Source organism: Streptomyces indicus (assembly GCF_900100315.1).
Lineage (GTDB): Bacteria > Actinomycetota > Actinomycetes > Streptomycetales > Streptomycetaceae > Streptomyces > Streptomyces indicus.
In genome coordinates this window covers 150007-171131 of the sequence record NZ_FNFF01000004.1, presented here as the reverse complement: position 1 = coordinate 171131, position 21125 = coordinate 150007, and the positions used below count along the sequence as shown (strand labels likewise).

Here is a 21125-nt window from a genome sequence, read left to right as displayed (position 1 = left end):
TGGGGGCTGCGCGAACGGGAGTTGCTCAGGCGCGCCAGGTGTCGTTCAAGGTCACTGCGCCGCTCGCCGGGACGGTGAGCGTGCGGTTGACGCCGCTCTCCCAGGTCACGGCGCCGCTCGCGTCTTTCCGGAGGTACTTGTAGGCGCAGGTGGTGCCGGCGGGCAGCGCCACGTCCAGCTTCCAGACGGGGTACGAGGCGGGGTCGAGCTTGGGCGCGCTGCCGGTGTTCCAGCCGCCGAGCTGCGCGCAGTCGCCGACGACATGGATGTTCTGGCCCATCACGGTGGTGGCGTGGACGTTGAAGGAGGCACCGGTGGACACCGGGTCGGGTCCGGGCGTACCGGTGCAGCTCCTCGCGCCCGTGTGCAGCGCCACCGCCGTACCCGCCGGGACCGTGGCCGTGAACTGACCCGAGCCGTTCACGCTGACGCCCATGCCGCTCTGCACATCGCAGTAGTCTCCGGCGGGCAGCGAGGTCTGGAAGGTGCGGGTGAGCGCGGAGCCCTCGTGGTTGATGGCGACGTACGCCTTGCTGCCGCGGCCGAAGGCGATCTGGTCGCCGCCGTTGTCCCACCAGTTGGTGACGGACTGCCCGCGTGCCTCGTTGCGGAAGGCCACCATGGAGGAGATCTCCCGCCAGTCGTGCTGGCACTTCCAGCCGTCGGCGTAACAGGCGTTCACCGTCCCGGAGTTGGGCGGTCCCGCGTCCTTGTCGGACCACTCGTAGCCGGAGTGGACGTCCGGGGAGCCGTAGGGCCAGGCCAGCATGAAGACGTTGGCGAGGGTGTAGGCGGAGCCGTTCTTGTAGCTCAGGGTGTCGCCGCCGCGCTCGGTGTCGTGGTTGTCCACGAACACCGCGGACTTCCCGGACTCCATGAAGCCCCAGCCCTCGCCGTAGTTCTTCAGGTTCGCGAGGTTCTCGTTCAGGAAGGTCTGCTTGAGCCCGCGGGCGTAACGGAACTCCTGGACGTCACCGTTGCCGAGGTACTCGCTCGGCGAGACGGCCTCCCCTCCCCCGTAGATCGCCTCCTGCTTCCAGTACACGTTCGGGTCGCTCAGCCGGGACTTGATGTTCGCGAGGTCCCCGGCCGGCATGTGCTTGGCGGCGTCGATCCGGAAGCCGTCCACGCCCAGCGAGAGCAGGTCGTTCAGATACGCGGCGATCCGCTCGCGGACGTACGGCTCACCGGTGTCCAGGTCGGCCAGGCCGACGAGCTCGCAGTTCTGGACATTGCCGCGGTCGCCGTAGTTGCCGATCTGCGCCCGGCAGTCGTCCATGTCGGCGCCCGAATAGATCCCGGGGTAGTTGTACTTGGTGTACCCCGAGCCGCCCGTGCCAGTGCCGTCACCGGCCGCCATGTGGTTGATCACGGAGTCCGCGACCACCTTCACACCGGCCGCGTGGCACGTATCCACCATGTTCTTGAAGGCGGTGCGGTCGCCGAGCCTTCCGGCGATCTTGTAGCTGACGGGCTGGTACGAGGTCCACCACTGGGAACCCTGGATGTGCTCCTGCGGCGGCGAGACCTGCACGTACCCGTACCCGGCGGGGCCGAGATCCTCCGTGCAGGCCTTCGCCACCGAGGCGAAGCGCCACTCGAACAGGACGGCGGTGACGTCCTTGCCGCCGAGCGGTGCGGCCTGGGCGGGCGTGGGTGCGGCCACGGTGAGACCCAGGCCGAGACCTATCGCGCCGATCGCACCGAGAAGCTGTCTGCCACGTGCCATGTGTCCTCCAACTGTGGGGAGTTACGTGGTGCAGTGCGGTGTGCGGTATGTGCGGTGTGCGGGGATGTCTTGCGCGGAGGTGCGGGGCGCGGGCAGGTGGGTGTCCTAGCGCTGCGGGACCTGTGCCGTCGAGCCGCGCACCACCAGCTCCGGCTGGAATACGAACTCGGCCCTCTGCACGGGATTGCCGCGCAGCTCCTCCAGGAGCGCGCCCACCGCCGCCGTGGCCATGGCCTGTACGGGCTGGCGCACGGTGGTGAGCGGCGGGTCGGTGAAGGCGATCAGCGGCGAGTCGTCGTAGCCGACCACCGAGACCTCCCGGGGCACGTCGAGTCCGCGCCTGCGGGCCTCGCGGACCGCGCCCAGCGCCATGAGGTCGCTGGCGCAGACGATGCCGGTGCAGCCCTGGTCGAGCAGCACGCCGGCGGCCGCCTGGCCGCCCTCGACGCTGAACAGGGTGCGCTGGATGAGGAGTTCGGCATCCCCCCGTGGGACGCCGAGCAGGTCGTGCAGTGCGTCGGTGAAGCCCTCCGCCTTGCGCTGTGCGGGCACGTAGCGGGTGGGGCCCACCGCGAGACCGATGCGCTCGTGGCCGAGCTCGACGAGGTGCCGTACCGCCATCTCGGCGGCCGCACGGTCGTCGGGCGAGACGAACGAGGCCTCGATCTGCGGGTGATAGCCGTTGATCAGGACGAACGGCACGCCGCGCGCGGCGAGTTGGGTGTAGCGGGCCGGGTCGGCCGTGGTGTCGGCGTGCAGTCCGGACAGGAACACGATGCCGTTCACGCCGCGCTGTTCGAGCTGCTCGACCAGCTCGTCCTCGGTGGCGCCGCCCGGCATCTGCGTGCACAGGACGGGCGTGTAGCCGTGCCCGGCCAGGACCTGCTCGATGACCTGCGCGAACGCCGGGAAGATCGGGTTGGTGAGCTCGGGGATCACCAGCCCGATCAGGCCGGCGCTGCGCTGGCGCAGGCGGGTGGGCCGCTCGTAGCCGAGCACGTCGAGCGCGGCGAGCACCCGCTGCCGGGTGGCCGTGGCGACCCCCGCCTTGCCGTTGAGCACCCGGCTCGCGGTGGCCTCGCTGACGGAGGCCTGGGCGGCTATGTCGGCCAGGCGCGGGGTGCTCGCGTTCGCTGCGGCACCCCGCGCTATGGGGACGGTCACGCCTGCCACCAGACGGTGGAGTCGGCGGGCAGTTCGGCGGCCTGCTCGTTGTAGAGCACGGTGGCGCTGGACAGGATCGCGCGGCCCGGCGTCGGAATCCGTACGGGCGCACCCGTCGTGTTCGCCGTGCAGATGAAGCCGCCCTCGCGGGCGAAGGCCAGCACGCCGTCGGGCATCGGCAGCCACTCCACCGAGTCGCCGGCGCCGAGGCCCGGGTGCGCGCGGCGCACGGCGAGCGCGCTGCGGTACAGCTCCAGGGTGGAGCCGGGGTCGCCGGTCTGCGCCTCGACGCTCAGCCCGGCCCACTCCGCGGGCTGCGGCAGCCAGCTCCCGCCGGGGCCGAACCCGTACGAACTCCCTTCCCGCGTCCAGGGGATGGGCACGCGGCAGCCGTCGCGGAAGCCGTCCTGGCCGGCCGCGCGGAAGAACGAGGGGTCCTGGCGCACCTCATCCGGCAGGTCCGTGACGTCGGGCAGGCCGAGCTCCTCGCCCTGGTAGACGTACGCGGAACCGGGCAGCGCGAGCATGAGCAGCGTGGCCGCGTGGGCGCGGCGCAGGCCGAGCTCGCGGTCGCCCGGGGTGCGCAGCTGGGTGCCGAGGCCGGGCGGGTTGGCGAAGCGGGTGGCGTGCCGGGTGACGTCGTGGTTCGAGAGCACCCAGGTCGCCGGGGCGTGCACCGGGCGCATCGCGGCCAGCGAGGTGTCGATCACCTCGCGCAGCTCGGCCGCGTCCCAATACGTCGCCAGGTACTGGAAGTTGAACGCCTGGTGCAGTTCGTCCGGGCGCACGTACAGCGCGGTGCGGTCGACCGTGGGGGTCCACGCCTCGGCGACGGCGATGCGCTCCCCCGCGTACTCGTCGAGGACCTTGCGCCACGAGCGGTAGATCGCGTGCACGCCGTCTTGGTCGAAGAAGGGCATGGCCGCGTTGCCGAGCAGCTTGAGCTGGTCCTGGCCGCCGATGTCGGGCAGCCCGGCCGCCTTCACGAGGCCGTGGGCGACGTCCACGCGGAAGCCGTCCACGCCCAGGTCCAGCCAGAAGCGCAGGATCGAGCGGAACTCGTCGGCGACCGCCGGGTGGTCCCAGTTGAAGTCGGGCTGCTCGGGCGCGAACAGGTGCAGATACCAGTCGCCCGGGGTGCCGTCCGGGTCGGTGGTGCGGGTCCAGGCGGGGCCGCCGAAGATGGACTCCCAGTCGTTGGGCGGGAGTTCACCCTCCGCGCCCCGGCCGGGGCGGAAGTGGTAGCGCTCGCGCAGCGGCGAGCCCGGCCCCTCCTTGAGGGCGCGCTTGAACCACTCGTGCTGGTCCGACGAGTGGTTGGGCACCACGTCGACGATGATGCGCAGGCCCAGGTCGTGGGCGTCGCGGATCAGCGCGTCGGCGTGCTCGACCGTGCCGAACATGGGGTCCACGGCACGGTAGTCGGCCACGTCGTAGCCGGCGTCGGCCTGCGGCGAGGCGTAGAACGGGGAGAGCCAGACCGCGTCGACGCCGAGGTCGCGCAGATACGGCAGCCGGCTCCGTACCCCTTCCAGGTCGCCCATGCCGTCCCCGTTGGCGTCGGCGAAACTGCGCGGATAGACCTGGTAGATCACCGCGTCGCGCCACCAGTCGGTGCTCCGCGCGGCCGGGGTGGCGGCCGGTACGGCGGTGGTGGCGGTGTGCGGGGTGGTGGCGGTGTGCGGGGTGGTGGGCGTGGCGTCAGCAAGGTGCTGAGTCATGGCATCCCTGTGGGTATGAGGTACAGGTTCGTACAACTGCGGACGAACAGCTCTATCAGGACTTGGTCGCCCCGGCGGTCAGACCGGCCACCAGATGGCGCTGCGCGAAGCCGAAGATCACCGCTGCGGGTACGGCGACGATGACGGCGGACGCGGTGAGCGAACCCCAGTCGCTGGTGTACTGGTTGACGAAGGTCTGCAGGCCGCCGGCGAGCGTGAGGTTCTCCTCGCCGGTCATGAAGGCGGAGGCGTAGGCGACTTCGGCCCAGCCGGTGATGAAGCTGTAGAAGCCGGTGACCGCGAGCCCGGGCTTGGCGAGCGGCAGCACGAGCCGCCAGAACACCCCGAACGGGTTGAGCCCGTCGACGCGTCCGGCCTCGTCGATCTCCACCGGGATGGTGTCGAAGTAGCCCTTCATCATCCAGGCGCAGAACGGGATGGCGATGGTCAGGTACGTGATGACCAGGCCGACCGGCTGGTTGAGCAGGCCGAGCGTGGCGAGCAGGTTGTACAGCGGCACGATGAGGACGGCCACCGGGAACATCTGCGTGACCAGGAGCAGCCACATCAGCGGCCGCATCCCGGGGAACTTGAAGCGGCTGACCGCGTATCCCGTGGTGGCCGAGATGAACACGCCGATGACGGTGGTCAGGCCCACGACCATCAGCGAGTTGCCGAGCCAGGTGAGGAACTCGGTCTCGCCGAGGACGTGCGCGTAGTTCGAGAACGTGAAGTCCTTGACCAGGTCGGTCGTGAACGCCTCGTCCTTCGGCTTCAGCGAGGTGACGAGCAGCCACAGCGGCGGGAACACCGCGATGACACTGGCCACGGCGAGCGTGAGGTGCAGCGCCACGGAGGCGAGCGGCCCGCGCTCCCCCCGCAGGCGCGGCTTCCTGGTCCTGGTGGTGGTGTCGGTGGTCACCAGACTTCCCCCTGCTTGCGGAGCGCACGGCGGTAGACCACCGCGAAGAGCGAGAGCAGCACGAGGATGAGCACACCCCAGGCCGCGGAGCCCGCGAAGTCGCGGGGGCTGACGACGAAGGAGAGCCGGTAGGCGTACGTCACCAGGATCTCGGTGGCGTCACCGGGACCGCCCCGGGTGAGCAGGAAGATCACCGGGAACATGTTGAAGGTCCAGATGCCGCTGATCAGGACGACGGTGGAGCTGACCGGCTTGAGCCCCGGCAGCGTGATGTGCCGGAAGCGCTGCCAGGCGTTCGCGCCGTCCATCTCGGCGGCCTCGTACAGATCGGCTGGGATCGCCTGGAGGCCGCCGAGCATGGCGATCAGCATGAACGGCACACCCAGCCAGACGTTGACCGCGATCACCGAGAGCTTCGCCCACGTCGGGTCGTTGAGCCACGGGATGGCGTCGATGCCGCCGCCGGCAAGCAGCGAGTTGAACAGTCCGTTCTTCTCGTTGAACAGCAGCCGCCAGGTGAACACCGAGACGAAGGCGGGCACCGCCCACGGCAGGATGAGCGCCATCCGGTAGAAGGTGCGGCCCTTCAGCTTCCGGTTGAGCATCACAGCGAGGCCGAGGCCCAGCGCGAACGAGAGCGTCACGCAGGACACGGTCCACACCAGCGTCCAGGTCAGCCGGTCCCAGAACACCCCGTCGTTAAGGATCGCGGTGTAGTTGTCCAGACCGACGGACTCGTAGGTCGCGGGGATGTGGTTGACCCCGATGGTGCGCTCGACGTTGGCCTCGTTGGCGTTCGTCGTCGACAGGTAGATGCCGCGCACCAGCGGCCAGCCGATGATCACGCCGATCACCGTGACCACCGGGGCCACCATGGCCCACGCGTACCAGTGCGTCGTCAGCGCCCGGCGCACCCGCCCCGGGGGCCGGCCGGCCGCCTTCGTCACTTCCTCGGCGGCCGGCGCCTTCTTCTCGGTGAGCACCGTCACGGTTACTTGTAGTCCTTCAGGAGCTTCTTGTACGCGTCACCGACACCCTTGGCACCGTCCTCGGGCGAGGCCTTGCCGCTGAGCACCTTCTCCATGTTGAGACGGATGGGCTCGAACAGGGACTGGGCCTCGGCGATCCAGGGGCGCTGCACGGACTTGTCGACGGCCGGCTTGAAGAACTGGACCATCTGGTTGTCCTTGACGGACTGCACCTCGTACACCGACTTGCGGGTCGGCAGCAGGCTCAGCTTCTCCGTGGTGGTCTGCTGCACCTTCGCGGAGCTCATGTACTTCACGAACTCGTAGGAGGCGTCCAGGTTCTTGGAGCCCGCGTAGACCGAGAGGTTCCAGCCGCCCTGCGGGGACGCGGCGCGCGCCGAGCCGGCCGGGACCGGGGCGACACCGAGGTTGGACTTGTCCTTGAACTCCTTGCCGGCCAGGGCGCCTTCGATCGACCAGGGGCCGTCGATGGCCATGGCGACCTCGCCGTCCTTGAAGGCGTTGAGCTGGTTGTTGTAGCCGTCGGAGGCGTCGGTGATCGCGGCCTTGGAGTCGACCAGGTCCTTCATGACCTTGAAGGCCTTGGCGCCGGCCTCGTCGTCGACGGTGATCTCCTTCTTGGCGGTGTCGAGGAGGTCACCGCCCTCGCCGTAGAGGTAGGGCAGGTAGAAGTACGGGTCGTCGCCGCGCAGGTAGAGACCGGTCTTGCCGCTCTTGTCCTTGATCTTCGCGGCGGCCGACTTGACCTCGTCGAAGGAGGCGGGGACCTCGACGCCGGCGTCCTTGAGCATCTTCTTGTTGTAGAAGAGCGCGAGGGTGTCGATGGTCTGCGGGGCGCCGTAGGTCTTGCCGTTGAACTTCGTGGAGGCGGCGGCCTGTTCGAGGTAGTCGTCCGTCTTGTCGAGGGCGGGCGTGCCGTCGAGCGGGGCGAGGTAGCCGAGGTTGGCGAAGTCCGCGACCCAGGCGACCTCGGTGCGCATCACGTCCGGGGCGCCGGAGTTGCCGCCCGCGGCGTTCTTGAACTTGGCGTTGGCCTCGCCGAACGGGACCGTGACGACCTTGACGTCGACCTTCGGGTGGAGCTTCTCGAAGCCCTCGGCGAGCTCCTTGTACGTGGCCTTCTCGGCGTCGTTGGACGTGTCCCAGAAGGTCACCGTGCCGGAGAGTTCACCGCCGGCGCTCTTGCCGCCCTTGTCCCCGCCGTCGTCCCCGCCGCACGCCGTCGCCGCCAGCGCGATCGCCGCGACCAGCGCGGTGGCCGATATGCCACGCCGCATGAGTACTCCTTCAACAGATGCCCGGATGAAGGGGGCTGGGCTCATCGGGGCAGCCGCCCTGCCGGCTTCCCCACCCATCCCCGCCGACCGCTCCCACGCGGCGCCGGGTTCGGCCAGGAACGTAACAAGGCTGAAAGCTGTTGGAAAGACTTTGCGGCAACTTTCTGCAAGAGATGCGGATCGTTACCTTCCCTTGTCCTTACGTTCCTGGACAGCCCGTACAGGGCAAGGTTGCACGATCCTGCAACGGCCTCCACGCACCCTTGCAAGACCTTGCAAGACGCATACGGCGACTCCCCGAGCCCGCCCGTGCACGCACCGTGCACACGCGGTGGGCAATCGGCGATCCGACCGGTACAGTCCAGTGCCGTGACCGCACGGCTCGCCGACATCGCAGCCCAGGCGGGTGTCAGCGAGGCCACAGTCAGCCGCGTGCTCAACGGCAAGCCCGGTGTGGCCGCGACCACCCGCGAATCCGTCCTTGCCGCACTCGACGTGCTCGGCTACGAGCGTCCGGTGCGCCTGAAGCAGCGCAGCGCGGGTCTGGTCGGGCTGATAACCCCCGAGCTGGACAACCCGATCTTCCCGGCCTTCGCGCAGGTCATCGGCCAGGCGCTGACGCGCCAGGGCTACACCCCGGTGCTCGCCACACAGACGCCCGGCGGCTCCACCGAGGACGAGCTCACCGAGATGCTCGTGGCCCGCGGGGTCAGCGGCATCATCTTCGTCTCGGGCCTGCACGCGGACACCACCGCGGACACCCAGCGTTACGACGCGCTGCGCGCGCAAGGCGTCCCGCACGTCCTGATCAACGGGTTCTCACCGCATGTGAAGGCCCCGTTCGTCTCGCCCGACGACCGGGCCGCGATGGACCTCGCCGTGACCCACCTGTCCGCGCTCGGGCACCGCAGGATCGGGCTCGCGCTCGGCCCGAAGCGCTTCGTGCCGGTCCAGCGCAAGATAGAGGGCTTCGTCGGCGCGATGCACGGCCGCCTCGGCCTCGCCGAGAGCGAGACCGACCTCCTCATCCAGCACTCGCTCTACACCCTCGAGGGCGGGCAGGCCGCTGCCTCCGCGCTGCTCGACCGGGACTGCACGGCGATCGTGTGCGCGAGCGACATGATGGCGCTCGGCGCGATCCGCACCGCGCGCCAGCGCGGTCTCAGGGTCCCCGGGGACCTCTCCGTGGTCGGCTTCGACGACTCCCCGCTGATCGCCTTCACGGACCCGCCGCTGACCACGATCCGCCAGCCGGTCCCGGCCATGGGCCAGGCCGCGGTCCGCGCCCTCCTGGAGGAGATCGACGGGACGCCGGCGCCGCACAGCGAGTTCGTGTTCATGCCGGAGCTGGTGGTTCGCGGTTCAACCGCCTCGGCTCCGCGCTGACCGTCTCGGCACCCCGCTGACCTCGCCGGATACGGAACCCGCAGCCTCACTTCCCGACGCCGCCGCACGGAACCCCGGCCCCCCACTCTGCGTCTGTCGCAGTAGACGCACAGGCCCCTAGGGGCGGGGCCTGCGAACCCTGGGGGTCACCTCGTCCGCAGGGCGGACTGGATGCGTTCAAGACCCGACCAAGGGATGATCAGGTGGGTGCGGGTATCTGGCAGACTCTCCTTCCATGGGTGACACGACTGTGAGGACACTGAACGGCCCGGAGGCCGCGGCGCCACCCAAGGGGGACGAAAAGGGTCGACAGACTGCCGCAGAAGGGACGTTGTGGCAGCGGCTTCGTCAGCCGCGGCGCCCGCGCATCTGGATCGAGCTCGCGCTCATCGGCGTGAGCTACTGGCTCTACTCGCTGGTACGCAACGCGGTGCCGGAGCAGAAGGCCGAAGCGATGCGCAACGCCGACTGGATCTGGCGCGCCGAGCACGCGATCGGTCTGGGCTTCGAAGAGGCCTTCAACCGCGCGGTCAACTCGGTGACATGGCTGATCGTCGGCATGAACTACTACTACGCGACGCTGCACTTCATCGTGACGATCGGCGTCCTGGTCTGGCTCTACCGCCGCCACCCGGGCCGTTACGCCGCGACCCGCACGGTCCTCTTCCTCACCACGGGTGTCGCCCTGGTCGGCTTCTACCTCTTCCCGCTGGCCCCGCCGCGCCTCATGGAGGGCCAGAACTTCATCGACACCGTCCTGGTGCACCACACCTGGGGTTCGATGGCATCCGGCGACCTGAAGCACATGACGAACCAGTACGCGGCGATGCCCTCGATGCACATCGGCTGGTCCCTGTGGTGCGGCCTGACCATCTTCGCCCTGGCCAAGGCGCCCTGGGCGAAGATCCTGGGCGCGCTCTACCCGGTGGCCACGCTGGTGGTCATCATCGCCACGGCCAACCACTTCTGGATGGACGCGGTGGGCGGCATCCTCTGCCTGATGTTCGGCTTCGCGGTGGTCTCCGCCTGGTACGGCTCCCTCCCGTTCAACCTCCCCCGCCTGGTCCAAACCCCGCCCCGCCCGCTCCTGGGCGCACTGCGCACGTAGCACCACCTCGACACGACGATGAGGGCGGGAGTCCCCAGGACTCCCGCCCTCACGCGTATCCGCAGCCGCGCGCGGCCGGAGCAGCCCGGGACGCCGGGCGGTGTCGTAACGCACACTCCCACCGAACCCGCAGCCGCGATCCGGGCGTGAGGGGACGGGGAGGGGTGCCGGTTACACGGGCGCTCCCCACCCGGACGACCACGCTCGCAGACCTACGGCGCCATTGCCCGTGTAACCGGTACCCCGGACCGGCACCGACCCCAAACGAACCGGCACGCGGGGCGGGACGCGCGGCAGGAAGCGGGAAGGGGACGGGACGGCAGCAGCCGGGACCGCAGGGCGAAACGCAACCGGTGCAGCTCGGCGCCACGGGAGGCGGCCTCCCGAACCAAGACGTGCCGGAAGGTGATCAGGCTGGGGACCGCAGGACAGAAGAGCCCGTCCGGCACACCGCCCCAGCGGGGGCTCCGCCCCCTGCACCCCCGCCACGCACCGCTGTACGAAACGCGACGCAGAGCCCGGCGGGCCTGAGGCAAAGCCCGGGCGAGGCGCGGAGCACAGCACGGGGCATGGGGCCGAGCCCCCGCAAGCGGCAAAGCCCCGACGAGGCTGGGGCAAAGCCCGGGCAGGGCACGGAGCACAGCACGGGGCATCGGACCGAGCCCCCGCAAGCGGCAAAGCCCCGACGAGGCTGGGGCAAAGCCCGGGCAGGGCACGGAGCACAGCACGCGGCATGGGGCCGAGCCCCGGCAAGACATGGAGCGCAGCACGGGCAGCGCATGGAGCCGAGCCCCACGAAGCCCGCCCGACAAAGCCCCCCGAAGCCCACCCCCAAACCCCACCTCACCCCCCGTAGAACAACTCCTCCACCACCCCCCGAGCCCGCCGAGTAATCCGCCGATAGTCGTCCAGCAGATCCCCGACCAGCCCCGCCCCGTACCCCAGATACCGCCCCACCGCCGCCAGCTCGCGTCCGTCCGACGGGAACGTGTCCCCGGCCCGCCCCCGCACCAGCATCACGGCATTGCGCACGCGCGTGGCAAGCACCCATGCCTCGTCGAGGACCGCCGCGTCCTCCGTCGAGAGCAGCCCGGCCGACCGCGCCGCCGCCAGCGCCTCGCGGGTGCGCGTCGTGCGCAGGCCCGGCTCCGCCCACCCGTGCCGCAGCTGGAGGAGCTGCACGGTCCACTCCACGTCCGAGAGCCCGCCCCGCCCCAGCTTCGCGTGCAGGTTCGGGTCCGCCCCGCGCGGCAGCCGCTCCGACTCCATGCGGGCCTTGAGCCGCCGGATCTCCCGGACCGCGTCGTCCCCGAGACCCTCCGCGGGGTAACGCAGCGTGGCGATCATGTCCATGAAGCGGCGCCCGAGGTCCTCGTCCCCCGCGACCGGCTCCGCCCGCAGCAGCGCCTGGCTCTCCCAGACGTGCGACCAGCGCCGGTAGTACGCCTCGTACGACTTGAGCGTCCGCACCAGCGGCCCGTTCTTACCCTCGGGCCGCAGGTCCGTGTCGATGAGCAGCGGCGGATCCTGGCTCGGGATCTCCAGGAGCCGGCGCATCTCCGAGACCACCGCGTTCGCCGCCTTCGCCGCCTCGTGCTCGTCCACCCCCTCCCGCGGCTCGTGCACGAAGATCACGTCCGCGTCGGACCCGTATCCGAGCTCGTGCCCGCCGAAGCGCCCCATCCCGATCACGGTGAACCGCGTCGGCAGCTCCGCGCCCCACCCCTGCTGCACCACCGCCCGCAGCGTGCCCGCCAGCGTCGCGGCCGTGAGGTCGGAGACCGCGCTGCCGACCCGGTCCACCAGCGCGCCGGGGTCCGCCTCGGCGGGGTGCTCCTCGGTGCCGTAGGAGCGGATGAGGTCGGCCGCGGCCGTACGGAAGAGCTCGCGCCGGCGCACCCCGCGGGCCGCGGCCACCGCCATCTCGGCCCCGTCGGCGCGCCCGACCGCCGCGAGCACCTCCTGCTCGAGCTGGACCCGGCCGCGCGGTTCGAGCCCGCGCTCGTCGCCGAGCAGCGCCACCGCCTCGGGCGCCCGCATCAGCAGGTCGGGGGCGAGCCGCCCGGCCGACAGGACCCGGGCGAGGTTCTCGGCCGCGGCGCCCTCGTCCCGCAGCAGCCGCAGATACCAGGGCGTCTTGCCGAGCGCGTCCGACACCTTGCGGAAGCCGAGCAGGCCCGCGTCCGGGTCGGCGGAGTCCGCGAACCAGCCGAGCAGCACCGGCAGCAGGGTCCGCTGGATCGCGGCCTTGCGCGAGACCCCGGACGCCAGCGCCTCCAGATGCCGCAGCGCGGCCGAGGGATCGTTGTACCCGAGCGCCACGAGCCGCTCGCGCGCCGCGTCCGTGGACAGCCGTGTCTCACCCGGCGCGAGCTGCGCCACCGCGTCGAGAAGCGGCCGGTAGAAGAGCTTCTCGTGCAGCCGCCGCACGGCCGAACTGTGCTTGCGCCAGGCCTTGTTCAGCTCCGTCACCGGCTCGGTTCGCAGCCCGAGCGAACGCCCGAGCCGCCGCAGATCCGCTTCGTCCTCCGGTACGAGGTGGGTGCGCCGCAGCCGGTACAGCTGGATGCGGTGCTCCATGGCGCGCAGGAAGCGGTACGCCTCGTCGAGCTGGGCGGCATCCGCGCGCCCCACGTACCCGCCGGCCGCGAGCGCGTTCAGGGCCTCCAGCGTGGAGCCGCTGCGGAGCGAGGCGTCACCCCGGCCGTGCACCAACTGCAGCAGCTGCACCGCAAATTCGACGTCGCGCAGTCCCCCGGGGCCGAGCTTCAGCTCGCGCTCCAGTTCGGCCTGGGGGATGGAGTCCACCACGCGGCGCCGCATCTTCTGCACGTCGGGCACGAAGTTGTCCCGCTCGGCGGCCTGCCACACCAGCGGCGCGAGGGTCTCGATGTACTCCTCGCCCAGCTCGGGATCGCCCGCGACGGGCCGCGCCTTGAGCAGCGCCTGGAACTCCCAGGTCTTGGCCCAGCGTTGGTAGTACGCGAGGTGGCTGGCCATGGTCCGTACGAGCGGACCGTTCCTGCCCTCGGGCCGCAGATTGGCGTCCACGGGCCAGATCGTGCCCTCGACGGTGGTCTCGGAGCAGATCCGCATCATGTGCGAGGCGATCCGGGTGGCGGCCTGCAACGCCTTGCCCTCCTCGGCGCCGTCGACCGCGGCGGCCACGAAGATCACGTCGACGTCGGACACGTAATTGAGCTCATGGCCCCCGCACTTGCCCATCGCGATCACCGCGAGCCGGCACAGCGCGGCGTCCTCGGGCGCGGCCGCGCGGGCGATCGCGACGGCCGCGCGCAGGGTCGCGGTGGCGAGGTCGGCCAGTTCGGCGGCGGTCTCGGCCACGTCGGTCGTGCCGCACACGTCGCGGGCGGCGATGGACAGCAGACACCGGCGGTAGGCCACGCGCAGGGTCACGGGGTCGGTCGCGTGCGCGAGTCCCCGCTCGAACTCCTCCACGCCCGGGTGCAGATCACTCGCCTCATACGTGACGAGCGCCTGCCAGTCGCCGGGGTGCCGGGCGAGGTGGTCGGCGAGCGCCTCCGAGGCGCCCAGCACCCCGAGCAGCCGGTCGCGGAAGGGCTTGCCGGACAGCAGGGTGTCGAGCAGCATCCGCCGCTGCTCCTCATCGGGCTGCGCCTCGGCCAGCCGGACCAGACCGAGCAGGGCGAGGTCGGGGTCGGCGGTGGCGCCGAGGGCGTCGAGCAGGACGGGGTTGGAGCGCACGGCGGCGAGCTGCGGCCCCGCGAGGTGGCGCTCGGCGCCGGAGGGGTCGGTGAACCCGTGCCGGAGAAGCCTGGTGAAGGCACTGCTCCGGCGCCCCGGCACGGTCATCTGCGGCCCCTTCCGTCGATCAAGGTCCGGGGTCGAGCCTAGTCTTTCCGCCCGCGTTGTGACCCGCCCCGGCCCGCGTTGTGACCCGCCCCGGCCGCCTCCTCGCGGGAGCCGTGCGTTCCGCCGCCCAGGCACCGATGAGTTCCGCCCCCGGCACCGATGAGTTCCACCCCCGCGCGCAGTCACCTCTGCGCAGGCACCATCGGATCCAGGAGGCACCATGCCGCAAGCACCCCGCACCGAACTGGACGCGCGCTACAGCGACGAGAGCGCGACGGCCGTCCCGTGGGAGCGGGCCGAGGCGATCCTCGTCGAGGCGGAGCTGTTCTGGATCTCGACCGTACGCCCGGACGGCCGGCCGCATGTCACCCCGCTGCCCGCGGTCTGGCGCGACGGCAAGCTCCACTTCTGCACGGGCCCCGCCGAACGCAAGGCGCTGAACCTTGCGGTCAACCCCCACCTGATCCTCACCACCGGCACCAACACCTGGGACAAGGGCTTCGACCTGGTGGTCGAGGGCGAGGCGGTGCGCGTCACGGACGACGCCCGCCTGCACACGCTCGCGGCCGCCTGGGAATGCAAGTACGGCAGTTTCTGGCACTTCGACGTGCGGGACGGCTACTTCGAGCACGGTCCGGGCAAGGCCCTGGTGTTCGAGGTCGCCCCGCGCAAGGTCCTCGGCTTCGGCAAGGGGGAGCCGTTCAGCCAGACCCGCTGGACCTTCGAGGCGCAGCCCGCGTCCGTCTGACCACCTCTGGGAGCAGTCCATGGAATACACCCTCGAAGTCGTCGTCGTCCCGGTCTCCGACGCCGACCGCGCCAAGGAGTTCTACGCCGACAGGTGCGGCTTCAAGGTCGACCTCGACCAGCAGTCCCCCAAGCTCTCAACTTCGTTCGAGCAGGGGGCACCCCCATCGCCCACCACCCGGATCATCCAGATCACCCCGCCGGGCTCGCGCTGCTCGATCGCCCTGGAGGAGGGCATGCCGCCGGCCCCGGGCCAGACCTCGATGGAGCCGGGCTCGCTCCAGGGCCTTCAGATCTGCGTCACGGACATCCGGGCCGCCCACGCGGAGCTGTCCGGCCGCGGCGTGGACATCTCGGAGATCATGCACGTGGGTGCGAACGGCTGGGAGCCCGGCAAGGGCGAGACCTGGAACTCCTTCGCCTTCTTCAAGGACCCGGACGGCAACGGCTGGGTCCTCCAGGAGGCCCCGTCACCGCTGTCGGAGCGCTGAGCCCCCGCCGGCCTGCCGTCGGAGCGAGGAGCCGCCGGAAATCCAGAGGCCTTGGCGGGCCCTGAAGCCTAGGGTGCCGCCATGGCAAGCAGACGACGCATCCGCCGACTCGTGGTCGGTGACACGGTCTATGCGTGGTGCTTCGCGCACCGGCACGACCGTGTACGCGGGTACAGCGGGTGCCGCAGCACGGTGAGTCTGTGGCGGCCGGGCAGCCGGGCCCGGCTGCGGCTGGTGTTCCGGCCCACGGAGGAGCGGATCATCGCCGACTGCTTCTTCGACCGGGGAGCGGCGGTCCGCATGCCGGACCGCGCCTGTCTCAACCTGTACGAGCCGGGCGCCGTCAGGGCGCTCCTCGACGCACACCTCGCCCGCGCACGGTTTCCCGAGGCGGGCGAGGTGGCTGTGGACGCCTGGCCGCTGTTCGACGCGGTGACACCGGTGCCATGCAGCACGTGATGCCGTAGTCCGCCTTGCACGGCCTGAGTGCTCAAACCCCTACAGCACCGGCAGGTTCTTCCGCAGCTCGAACGCCGTCACCTCGCTGCGGTACTCCTCCCACTCCTGCTTCTTGTTCCTGAGGAAGAAGTCGTAGACGTGCTCACCGAGCGTCTCGGCGACCAGTTCCGAGCGCTCCATCAGCGCGATCGCCTCACCGAGGTTCTGCGGCAGGGGCTCGATGCCCATCGCGCGGCGCTCCGCGTCCCGCAGCGCCCACACGTCGTCGTCCGCGCCCGGCGGGAGCTCGTAGCCCTCCTCGATGCCCTTCAGGCCGGCGGCCAGGAGCACGGCGTACGCGAGGTAGGGGTTGCAGCCGGAGTCCAGCGAGCGGACCTCGACGCGGGCCGAGCCGATCTTGCCCGGCTTGTACATCGGGACGCGGATCAGGGCCGAGCGGTTGTTGTGGCCCCAGCAGATGTACGAGGGGGCCTCGCCGCCCGCGCCCGCGGTGCGCTCCGAGCCGCCCCAGATGCGCTTGTACGAGTTGACCCACTGGTTGGTGACGGCCGAGATCTCGGCGGCGTGCTTGAGCAGGCCCGCGATGAAGGAGCGGCCGACCTTGGACAGCTGGTACTCGGCGCCCGACTCGTAGAACGCGTTGCGGTCGCCCTCGAAGAGCGAGAGGTGGGTGTGCATGCCCGAGCCCGGGTGCTCCGAGAACGGCTTCGGCATGAAGGTGGCCTGCACGCCCTGCTCCAGGGCCACCTGCTTCATGACCAGGCGGAAGGTCATGATGTTGTCCGCCGTGGAGAGCGCGTCGGCGTAGCGGAGGTCGATCTCCTGCTGGCCGGGCGCACCCTCGTGGTGGCTGAACTCCACCGAGATGCCCATGGATTCGAGCATCGTGATCGCCTGGCGGCGGAAGTCCATGCCGACGTTCTGCGGGGTGTGGTCGAAGTAGCCGGAGCTGTCGGCGGGGGTCGGGCGCGAGCCGTCCACCGGCTTGTCCTTCAGGAGGAAGAACTCGATCTCGGGGTGGGTGTAGAAGGTGAACCCGAGGTCGGAGGACTTGGCGAGGGCGCGCTTGAGGACATAGCGCGGGTCCGCGAAGGACGGGGAGCCGTCGGGCATCAGGATGTCGCAGAACATCCGGGCCGTGCCGGGGGCCTCCGCGCGCCACGGCAGGATCTGGAAGGTCACCGGGTCCGGCTTGGCGATCATGTCGGACTCGTAGACCCGGGCGAAGCCCTCGATCGCGGAGCCGTCGAAGCCGATGCCCTCGTCGAAGGCCTGCTCCAGTTCGGCCGGGGCCACGGCCACCGACTTCAGGAAGCCGAGGACATCCGTGAACCACAGGCGTACGAACCGGATGTCGCGCTCCTCGAGGGTGCGGAGCACGAATTCCTGCTGCTTGTCCATTGCGACTTTCCACCCATCCTCGCGGCCGGCCGACCACCGGAACGTGCCTCATCTGCCCGGGGTCACTTGAGCATCCCACCACACGGTTTCGAACACGTTGCAAACCGGCCCGGTCCATCCGGGCCTCGGGGGCGGCTGACGTGGCGCCAGGCCGCCTATAACATCAGCTACCCCGCCTGCCACTGGAGAACGGACACACGAGCATGGGTTCCGCCCGCAAGAACTCCTCCGCCGACCGCCGGGCCCGTATAGAGGAGATGCGCCGCGCCGAACAGGCCCGCGAGCGCCGCAACCGGCTGCTCACCATCGGTATCAGCACCGTCATAGTGGTGGGTCTGGTCGGCTTCGGCTCGTATCTGTTCATCAACGAGCAGAACAAGCAGGACAAAGAGGACGCCAAGGTCGAGGCGGCCAAGAACGCCGACATCGCGGGCCTTCAGGAGTTCGACGCCAAGAAGCTGGGCCGCAACCACGTCACGACTCCGGTGACGTACCCGCAGACGCCCCCGGTCGGCGGCGACCACGACCAGGCCTGGATGAACTGCAACGGCGACGTCTACGAGAAGGCGATCCCGGACAAGCACGCGGTGCACTCCCTGGAGCACGGCGCCGTCTGGGTCACGTACAACAAGCAGGCCAAGGACGCCGACATCAAGGCGCTCCAGGAGAAGGTCAAGGCCACCCCGTACTCCCTGATGAGCCCGGTGGAGGGCCAGAAGGGCGCGCTCATGCTGACCGCCTGGGGCAAGCAGGTCACGGTGGACAGCGCCAAGGACAAGCGCGTGGAGAGCTTCTTCGCCAAGTACGTGCAGGGCGAGCAGACCCCCGAGCCGGGCGCCGCCTGCACCAACGGCATCGCGCAGTAGGCGCGCAGTACCCTGCATCCGGGGCCGCGCTCACGGGAGAGCGGCCCCGGGGGACCAACTGCCTTGAGGAAACGGACTGTTGCTGTGAAGCGCGCAACCTGGCTGGGCATCGCCGCGGCCGTGCTGCTCGCGGGCGGCGGGGGCATGACCCTCGCGCTCGCGGACGGGCAGGACGAGAAGCCCCCGGCCGCCGCGGCCACCCCCTCGACCGACTCCGCGGACGCGGGGTTCGCGCGGGACATGGCCGTGCACCACCAGCAGGCCGTCGAGATGTCCTTCATCGTGCGCGACCGCACCGAGGACGAGGACATCCGCCGCCTCGCGTACGACATCGCCAACACCCAGGCCAACCAGCGCGGCATGCTGCTCGGCTGGCTCAACCTGTGGGGTCTGCCGATCGCGGACGGCAAGGCCCCGATGGGCTGGATGGAGATGCCGGCCTCGCCGGCGCCCGGCCACGACGGTGCCCTGATGCCGGGCATGGCGACGAAGTCCGAGCTGGCACGGCTCGGCAGGCTCAGCGGCAAGGAAGCCGAGATCTTCTACCTCCAGCTGATGACCGACCACCACAAGGGCGGGGTGCACATGGCCCAGGGCTGTGTGGACCGCTGCACGGTGGGCGTGGAGAAGCGGCTCGCGCAGGGGATGGTGGACGCGCAGGAGTCGGAGATCGACCTGATGGCCGACCTCCTGAAGGAGCGGGGCGCGAAGGCCCGCTGACCGCGGCCACCCCCGGCGGAGGCACGGGCCCGGGTGCGGTACGGCTCCGCATGCGGAGCGCCCGTATCGGATTGATCATGGCCGCATGACGACCACCGACGAGGCCGGGGAACAGCTCGGCGACGACGGCACCAAGAGGCAGTTCATCTCCTGGGTGACGCTCGCCCTGATGACCACCGCCTCCGTGGCGAGCCTGCGCCCCTCGCCCTCCATGGCGATCTACGGCCTCGCCGCGATCTTCCTCTACCTGCTGCCCGCGATCGTCTTCCTGCTGCCCACCGCCCTCGTCGGCGCGGAGCTGGCCTCGGGCTGGACCGGCGGCATCTACCGGTGGGTGAGCGAGGCGCTCGGCAAGCCGCTCGGGTTCCTCGCGGTGTGGTGCCAGTTCGCCATGACCATCGCGTACTACCCGAGCCTGCTCGCGTATGTGGCCTCGACCTTCGCGTACGTCATCCACCCGAGCCTCGCCGAGAACGGCCTGTACGTCGCGATCGTCATCGTCGTCATCTACTGGACCGGCGTCTGGATCACCTCGCGCGGCACCAAGACGGTGGCCGGGCTCTCCAGCTTCGGCCTGATCATCGGCACCCTGATCCCGGGCGTCGTGCTCGTCGTGCTCGGCATCGTCTTCCTCGCGCAGGGCAACCCGTCCGAGGCGCCGATGAGCGCCGACCACTGGCTGCCGCCGTGGACGGGCCTGGCCAGCCTGGTCCTGATCGTCAACAACTTCCTGTCCTACGCGGGCATGGAGATGAACGGCGTGCACGTCTCCAGCCTGCGCGAGCCGCGTTCGGAGTACCCGCGCTCGATCTTCCTGGCCACCGGCCTTGTGCTGCTGATCTTCATCCTTCCGGCGCTCGCGATCAGCTGGGTGCTGCCGGCCGAGAACACCAGCCTCACCGCCGGTCTGATGCAGGCCTTCCACGCCTTCTTCGACCACTTCGGGGTGGCCTGGCTGACGAAGATCGTCGGGATCATGGTGGTGATGGCCGCGCTTGGCGGCATGCTGACCTGGCTCGCGGGCCCCGCGAAGGGTCTCGTCCAGCTCTCGCGGCAGGAGGGCTATCTGCCGCCGTTCCTGCAGAAGCTCAACTCCCACGGCGTCCCGCAGAACATCATGATCGCCCAGGGTGTGATCACCACCCTGATCGGTGTGCTGTACGCGTTCAGTTCGGACGTGTCCTCCGCGTACTGGATGTTCTCGGTGATCACCGTCCAGATCTATCTGATCGCGTATCTGCTGATGTTCGTGGCCGTGATCAAGCTGCGGAAGACCCAGCCGGACCGGCCGCGCGGCTTCGTGGTGCCGGCCGTGACGCTGGTCGCGGGAGTCGGGTTCATCGCCTCGGCCTGCGCGATGGTGATCGGCTTCGTGCCGCCGGACCAGTTCGGCGACGGGCCGCTGTGGCGCTATCTGCTGATCGTCGGCGGCGGACTGCTCATCCTGGGCGTCGTCATCCCGCTGGCGTTCCTGAAGTTCCGCAAGCCGAGCTGGGTGCACCCCGAGTACCAGGGTGCGCGGGCACCCGTGGAGTGAAGGCCGCGGACCGAGGCGCGTAGGGTTTGGACCACTATGTCCCTCCCGGTGGTGTGTGCAGTGATGAGCCCTTCCTCCCCCCGCGGCCTGCGGCCCGCCGCCGTGCTGCTCGCGCTGGGCGCGCTCGCGTACACCGCGTGGGTCATCGAGGTGGTGGTCTCCACGGGCCTCGATCCGATACGGACCTACGTCAGCGAACTCGCCGCGCAGAGCGAACCGCTCGGCGGCCTCTTCCGGACCACCGACCTGGCGGCGGGACTGCTCGTCCTGGCCGGCGCGGTGTGGGGTCTGCTGCGCGACCGCCCGCGCGGACGGTGGACCACGGCCGGCTGGGCGGGGCTCGCGCTCTTCGGCGCGGCCACCGCGGTCGACTCGCGGCTGCCGCTGAGCTGCACGCCGACGGCCGACCCGGAGTGCGCGGCGCGCGAGACGGCCGGTCTGGTGCCGGCCACGCACGCGGCGCACGCGGTGAGCAGTTCGGTGGCGGTGTGCGGCGCGCTCATCGGCATCGTCGCCCTGACCGTGGCGGCCCGCCGCTACGGCCGGTGGCCGCTGCTCGCCCGGGTCGGCCCCTGGCTCGTGGCGGCCGAACTGGGCGTCACCGTCTGGACGCTGGCCTCGGTCGCGGCCTTCCAGGCGGGCAAGGGCACCTGGCTGCTCGGCCTCGGGCAGCGCTCGCAGGTGCTGCTGATCGCGGTGTGGCTGGGGCTCTTCGCGTACGAGGCCGGGCGGCGGGTGCCCCGGCCGTACGAGGCGAGGGCTCGCGGATGAGGA

Annotated in this window: 17 protein-coding genes; 9 read left to right on the top strand and 8 right to left on the bottom strand. The window is 70.4% G+C overall.

The window, feature by feature from the left end; genetic code table 11:
- Window positions 1-25: 25 nt before the first annotated feature.
- The 6 genes from BLT97_RS12845 to BLT97_RS12820 form a co-directional block, all read right to left on the bottom strand.
- Window positions 26-1729: a carbohydrate-binding module family 20 domain-containing protein gene (locus tag BLT97_RS12845; RefSeq protein WP_093609351.1), complete on the bottom strand. Its 1704-nt coding sequence runs from the start codon at window positions 1727-1729 to the stop codon at window positions 26-28.
- A gap of 105 nt (window positions 1730-1834) precedes the next feature.
- A complete protein-coding gene (locus tag BLT97_RS12840; RefSeq protein WP_093609349.1) occupies window positions 1835-2902 on the bottom strand; it encodes a LacI family DNA-binding transcriptional regulator in 1068 nt (355 codons plus the stop codon).
- The gene (locus tag BLT97_RS12835) at window positions 2890-4614 is read right to left on the bottom strand and encodes a glycoside hydrolase family 13 protein (RefSeq protein ID WP_093609347.1); all 1725 of its coding nucleotides are present in this window, start codon (window positions 4612-4614) and stop codon (window positions 2890-2892) included. The genes BLT97_RS12840 and BLT97_RS12835 overlap by 13 nt, the downstream gene beginning before the upstream one ends.
- Before the next feature lie 55 nt (window positions 4615-4669).
- Window positions 4670-5536: a sugar ABC transporter permease gene (locus BLT97_RS12830; RefSeq protein WP_245769295.1), complete on the bottom strand. Its 867-nt coding sequence runs from the start codon at window positions 5534-5536 to the stop codon at window positions 4670-4672.
- Window positions 5533-6411 carry a carbohydrate ABC transporter permease gene (locus BLT97_RS12825; RefSeq protein WP_093609951.1) on the bottom strand — a complete coding sequence of 293 codons (879 nt, stop codon included), beginning with the start codon at window positions 6409-6411 and terminating at the stop codon, window positions 5533-5535. Before BLT97_RS12825 ends, BLT97_RS12830 begins: the two co-directional genes overlap by 4 nt.
- Window positions 6412-6527: 116 nt before the next feature.
- Window positions 6528-7802, bottom strand: coding sequence for an extracellular solute-binding protein (locus BLT97_RS12820; protein ID WP_093609345.1), 1275 nt, complete (start codon window positions 7800-7802; stop codon window positions 6528-6530).
- Between the two features lie 369 nt (window positions 7803-8171).
- Here BLT97_RS12820 and BLT97_RS12815 point away from each other — a divergent pair, with 369 nt between their 5' ends.
- Window positions 8172-9188 carry a LacI family DNA-binding transcriptional regulator gene (locus BLT97_RS12815; RefSeq protein ID WP_281251128.1) on the top strand — a complete coding sequence of 339 codons (1017 nt, stop codon included), beginning with the start codon at window positions 8172-8174 and terminating at the stop codon, window positions 9186-9188.
- A gap of 235 nt (window positions 9189-9423) precedes the next feature.
- Window positions 9424-10296 (top strand): phosphatase PAP2 family protein, encoded by an 873-nt coding sequence (locus tag BLT97_RS12810; RefSeq protein ID WP_093609341.1) that lies wholly within the window; start codon window positions 9424-9426, stop codon window positions 10294-10296.
- 843 nt (window positions 10297-11139) lie between these two features.
- On the opposite strand, the gene BLT97_RS12805 is transcribed toward BLT97_RS12810, so the two are convergent.
- Entirely contained in the window at window positions 11140-14130 is a 2991-nt protein-coding gene (locus tag BLT97_RS12805) for a bifunctional [glutamine synthetase] adenylyltransferase/[glutamine synthetase]-adenylyl-L-tyrosine phosphorylase (protein ID WP_093609339.1), read from the bottom strand.
- Between the two features lie 220 nt (window positions 14131-14350).
- Here BLT97_RS12805 and BLT97_RS12800 point away from each other — a divergent pair, with 220 nt between their 5' ends.
- The 3 genes from BLT97_RS12800 (at window position 14351) to BLT97_RS12790 (ending at window position 15827) form a co-directional block, all read left to right on the top strand.
- On the top strand, window positions 14351-14878 hold the full coding sequence (locus BLT97_RS12800) for a pyridoxamine 5'-phosphate oxidase family protein (protein WP_093609337.1): 528 nt from the start codon (window positions 14351-14353) through the stop codon (window positions 14876-14878).
- Window positions 14879-14897: 19 nt separating this feature from the next.
- Window positions 14898-15368, top strand: a complete 471-nt coding sequence (locus BLT97_RS12795; protein ID WP_093609334.1) for a VOC family protein — start codon at window positions 14898-14900, stop codon at window positions 15366-15368.
- Between the two features lie 81 nt (window positions 15369-15449).
- On the top strand, window positions 15450-15827 hold the full coding sequence (locus BLT97_RS12790; RefSeq protein WP_093609332.1) for a hypothetical protein: 378 nt from the start codon (window positions 15450-15452) through the stop codon (window positions 15825-15827).
- Window positions 15828-15866: 39 nt separating this feature from the next.
- Here BLT97_RS12790 and glnA read toward each other — a convergent pair whose 3' ends face one another.
- The gene (glnA, locus tag BLT97_RS12785) at window positions 15867-17228 is read right to left on the bottom strand and encodes a type I glutamate--ammonia ligase (RefSeq protein ID WP_093609330.1); all 1362 of its coding nucleotides are present in this window, start codon (window positions 17226-17228) and stop codon (window positions 15867-15869) included.
- A gap of 203 nt (window positions 17229-17431) precedes the next feature.
- Here glnA and BLT97_RS12780 point away from each other — a divergent pair, with 203 nt between their 5' ends.
- The 4 genes from BLT97_RS12780 to BLT97_RS12765 all read left to right on the top strand — a co-directional run bounded on the left by BLT97_RS12780 (window position 17432) and on the right by BLT97_RS12765 (window position 21122).
- A complete protein-coding gene (locus BLT97_RS12780) occupies window positions 17432-18094 on the top strand; it encodes a thioredoxin-like domain-containing protein (RefSeq protein WP_176953749.1) in 663 nt (220 codons plus the stop codon).
- An 84-nt stretch (window positions 18095-18178) separates the two neighbouring features.
- Complete coding sequence (locus BLT97_RS12775; RefSeq protein ID WP_425442689.1) at window positions 18179-18814, top strand: DUF305 domain-containing protein; 636 nt, start codon at window positions 18179-18181, stop codon at window positions 18812-18814.
- A gap of 85 nt (window positions 18815-18899) precedes the next feature.
- Window positions 18900-20351, top strand: coding sequence for a glutamate/gamma-aminobutyrate antiporter GadC (gene gadC / locus BLT97_RS12770; protein ID WP_093609328.1), 1452 nt, complete (start codon window positions 18900-18902; stop codon window positions 20349-20351).
- A gap of 63 nt (window positions 20352-20414) precedes the next feature.
- Entirely contained in the window at window positions 20415-21122 is a 708-nt protein-coding gene (locus BLT97_RS12765) for a DUF998 domain-containing protein (RefSeq protein ID WP_093609326.1), read from the top strand.
- Window positions 21123-21125 lie beyond the last annotated feature (3 nt).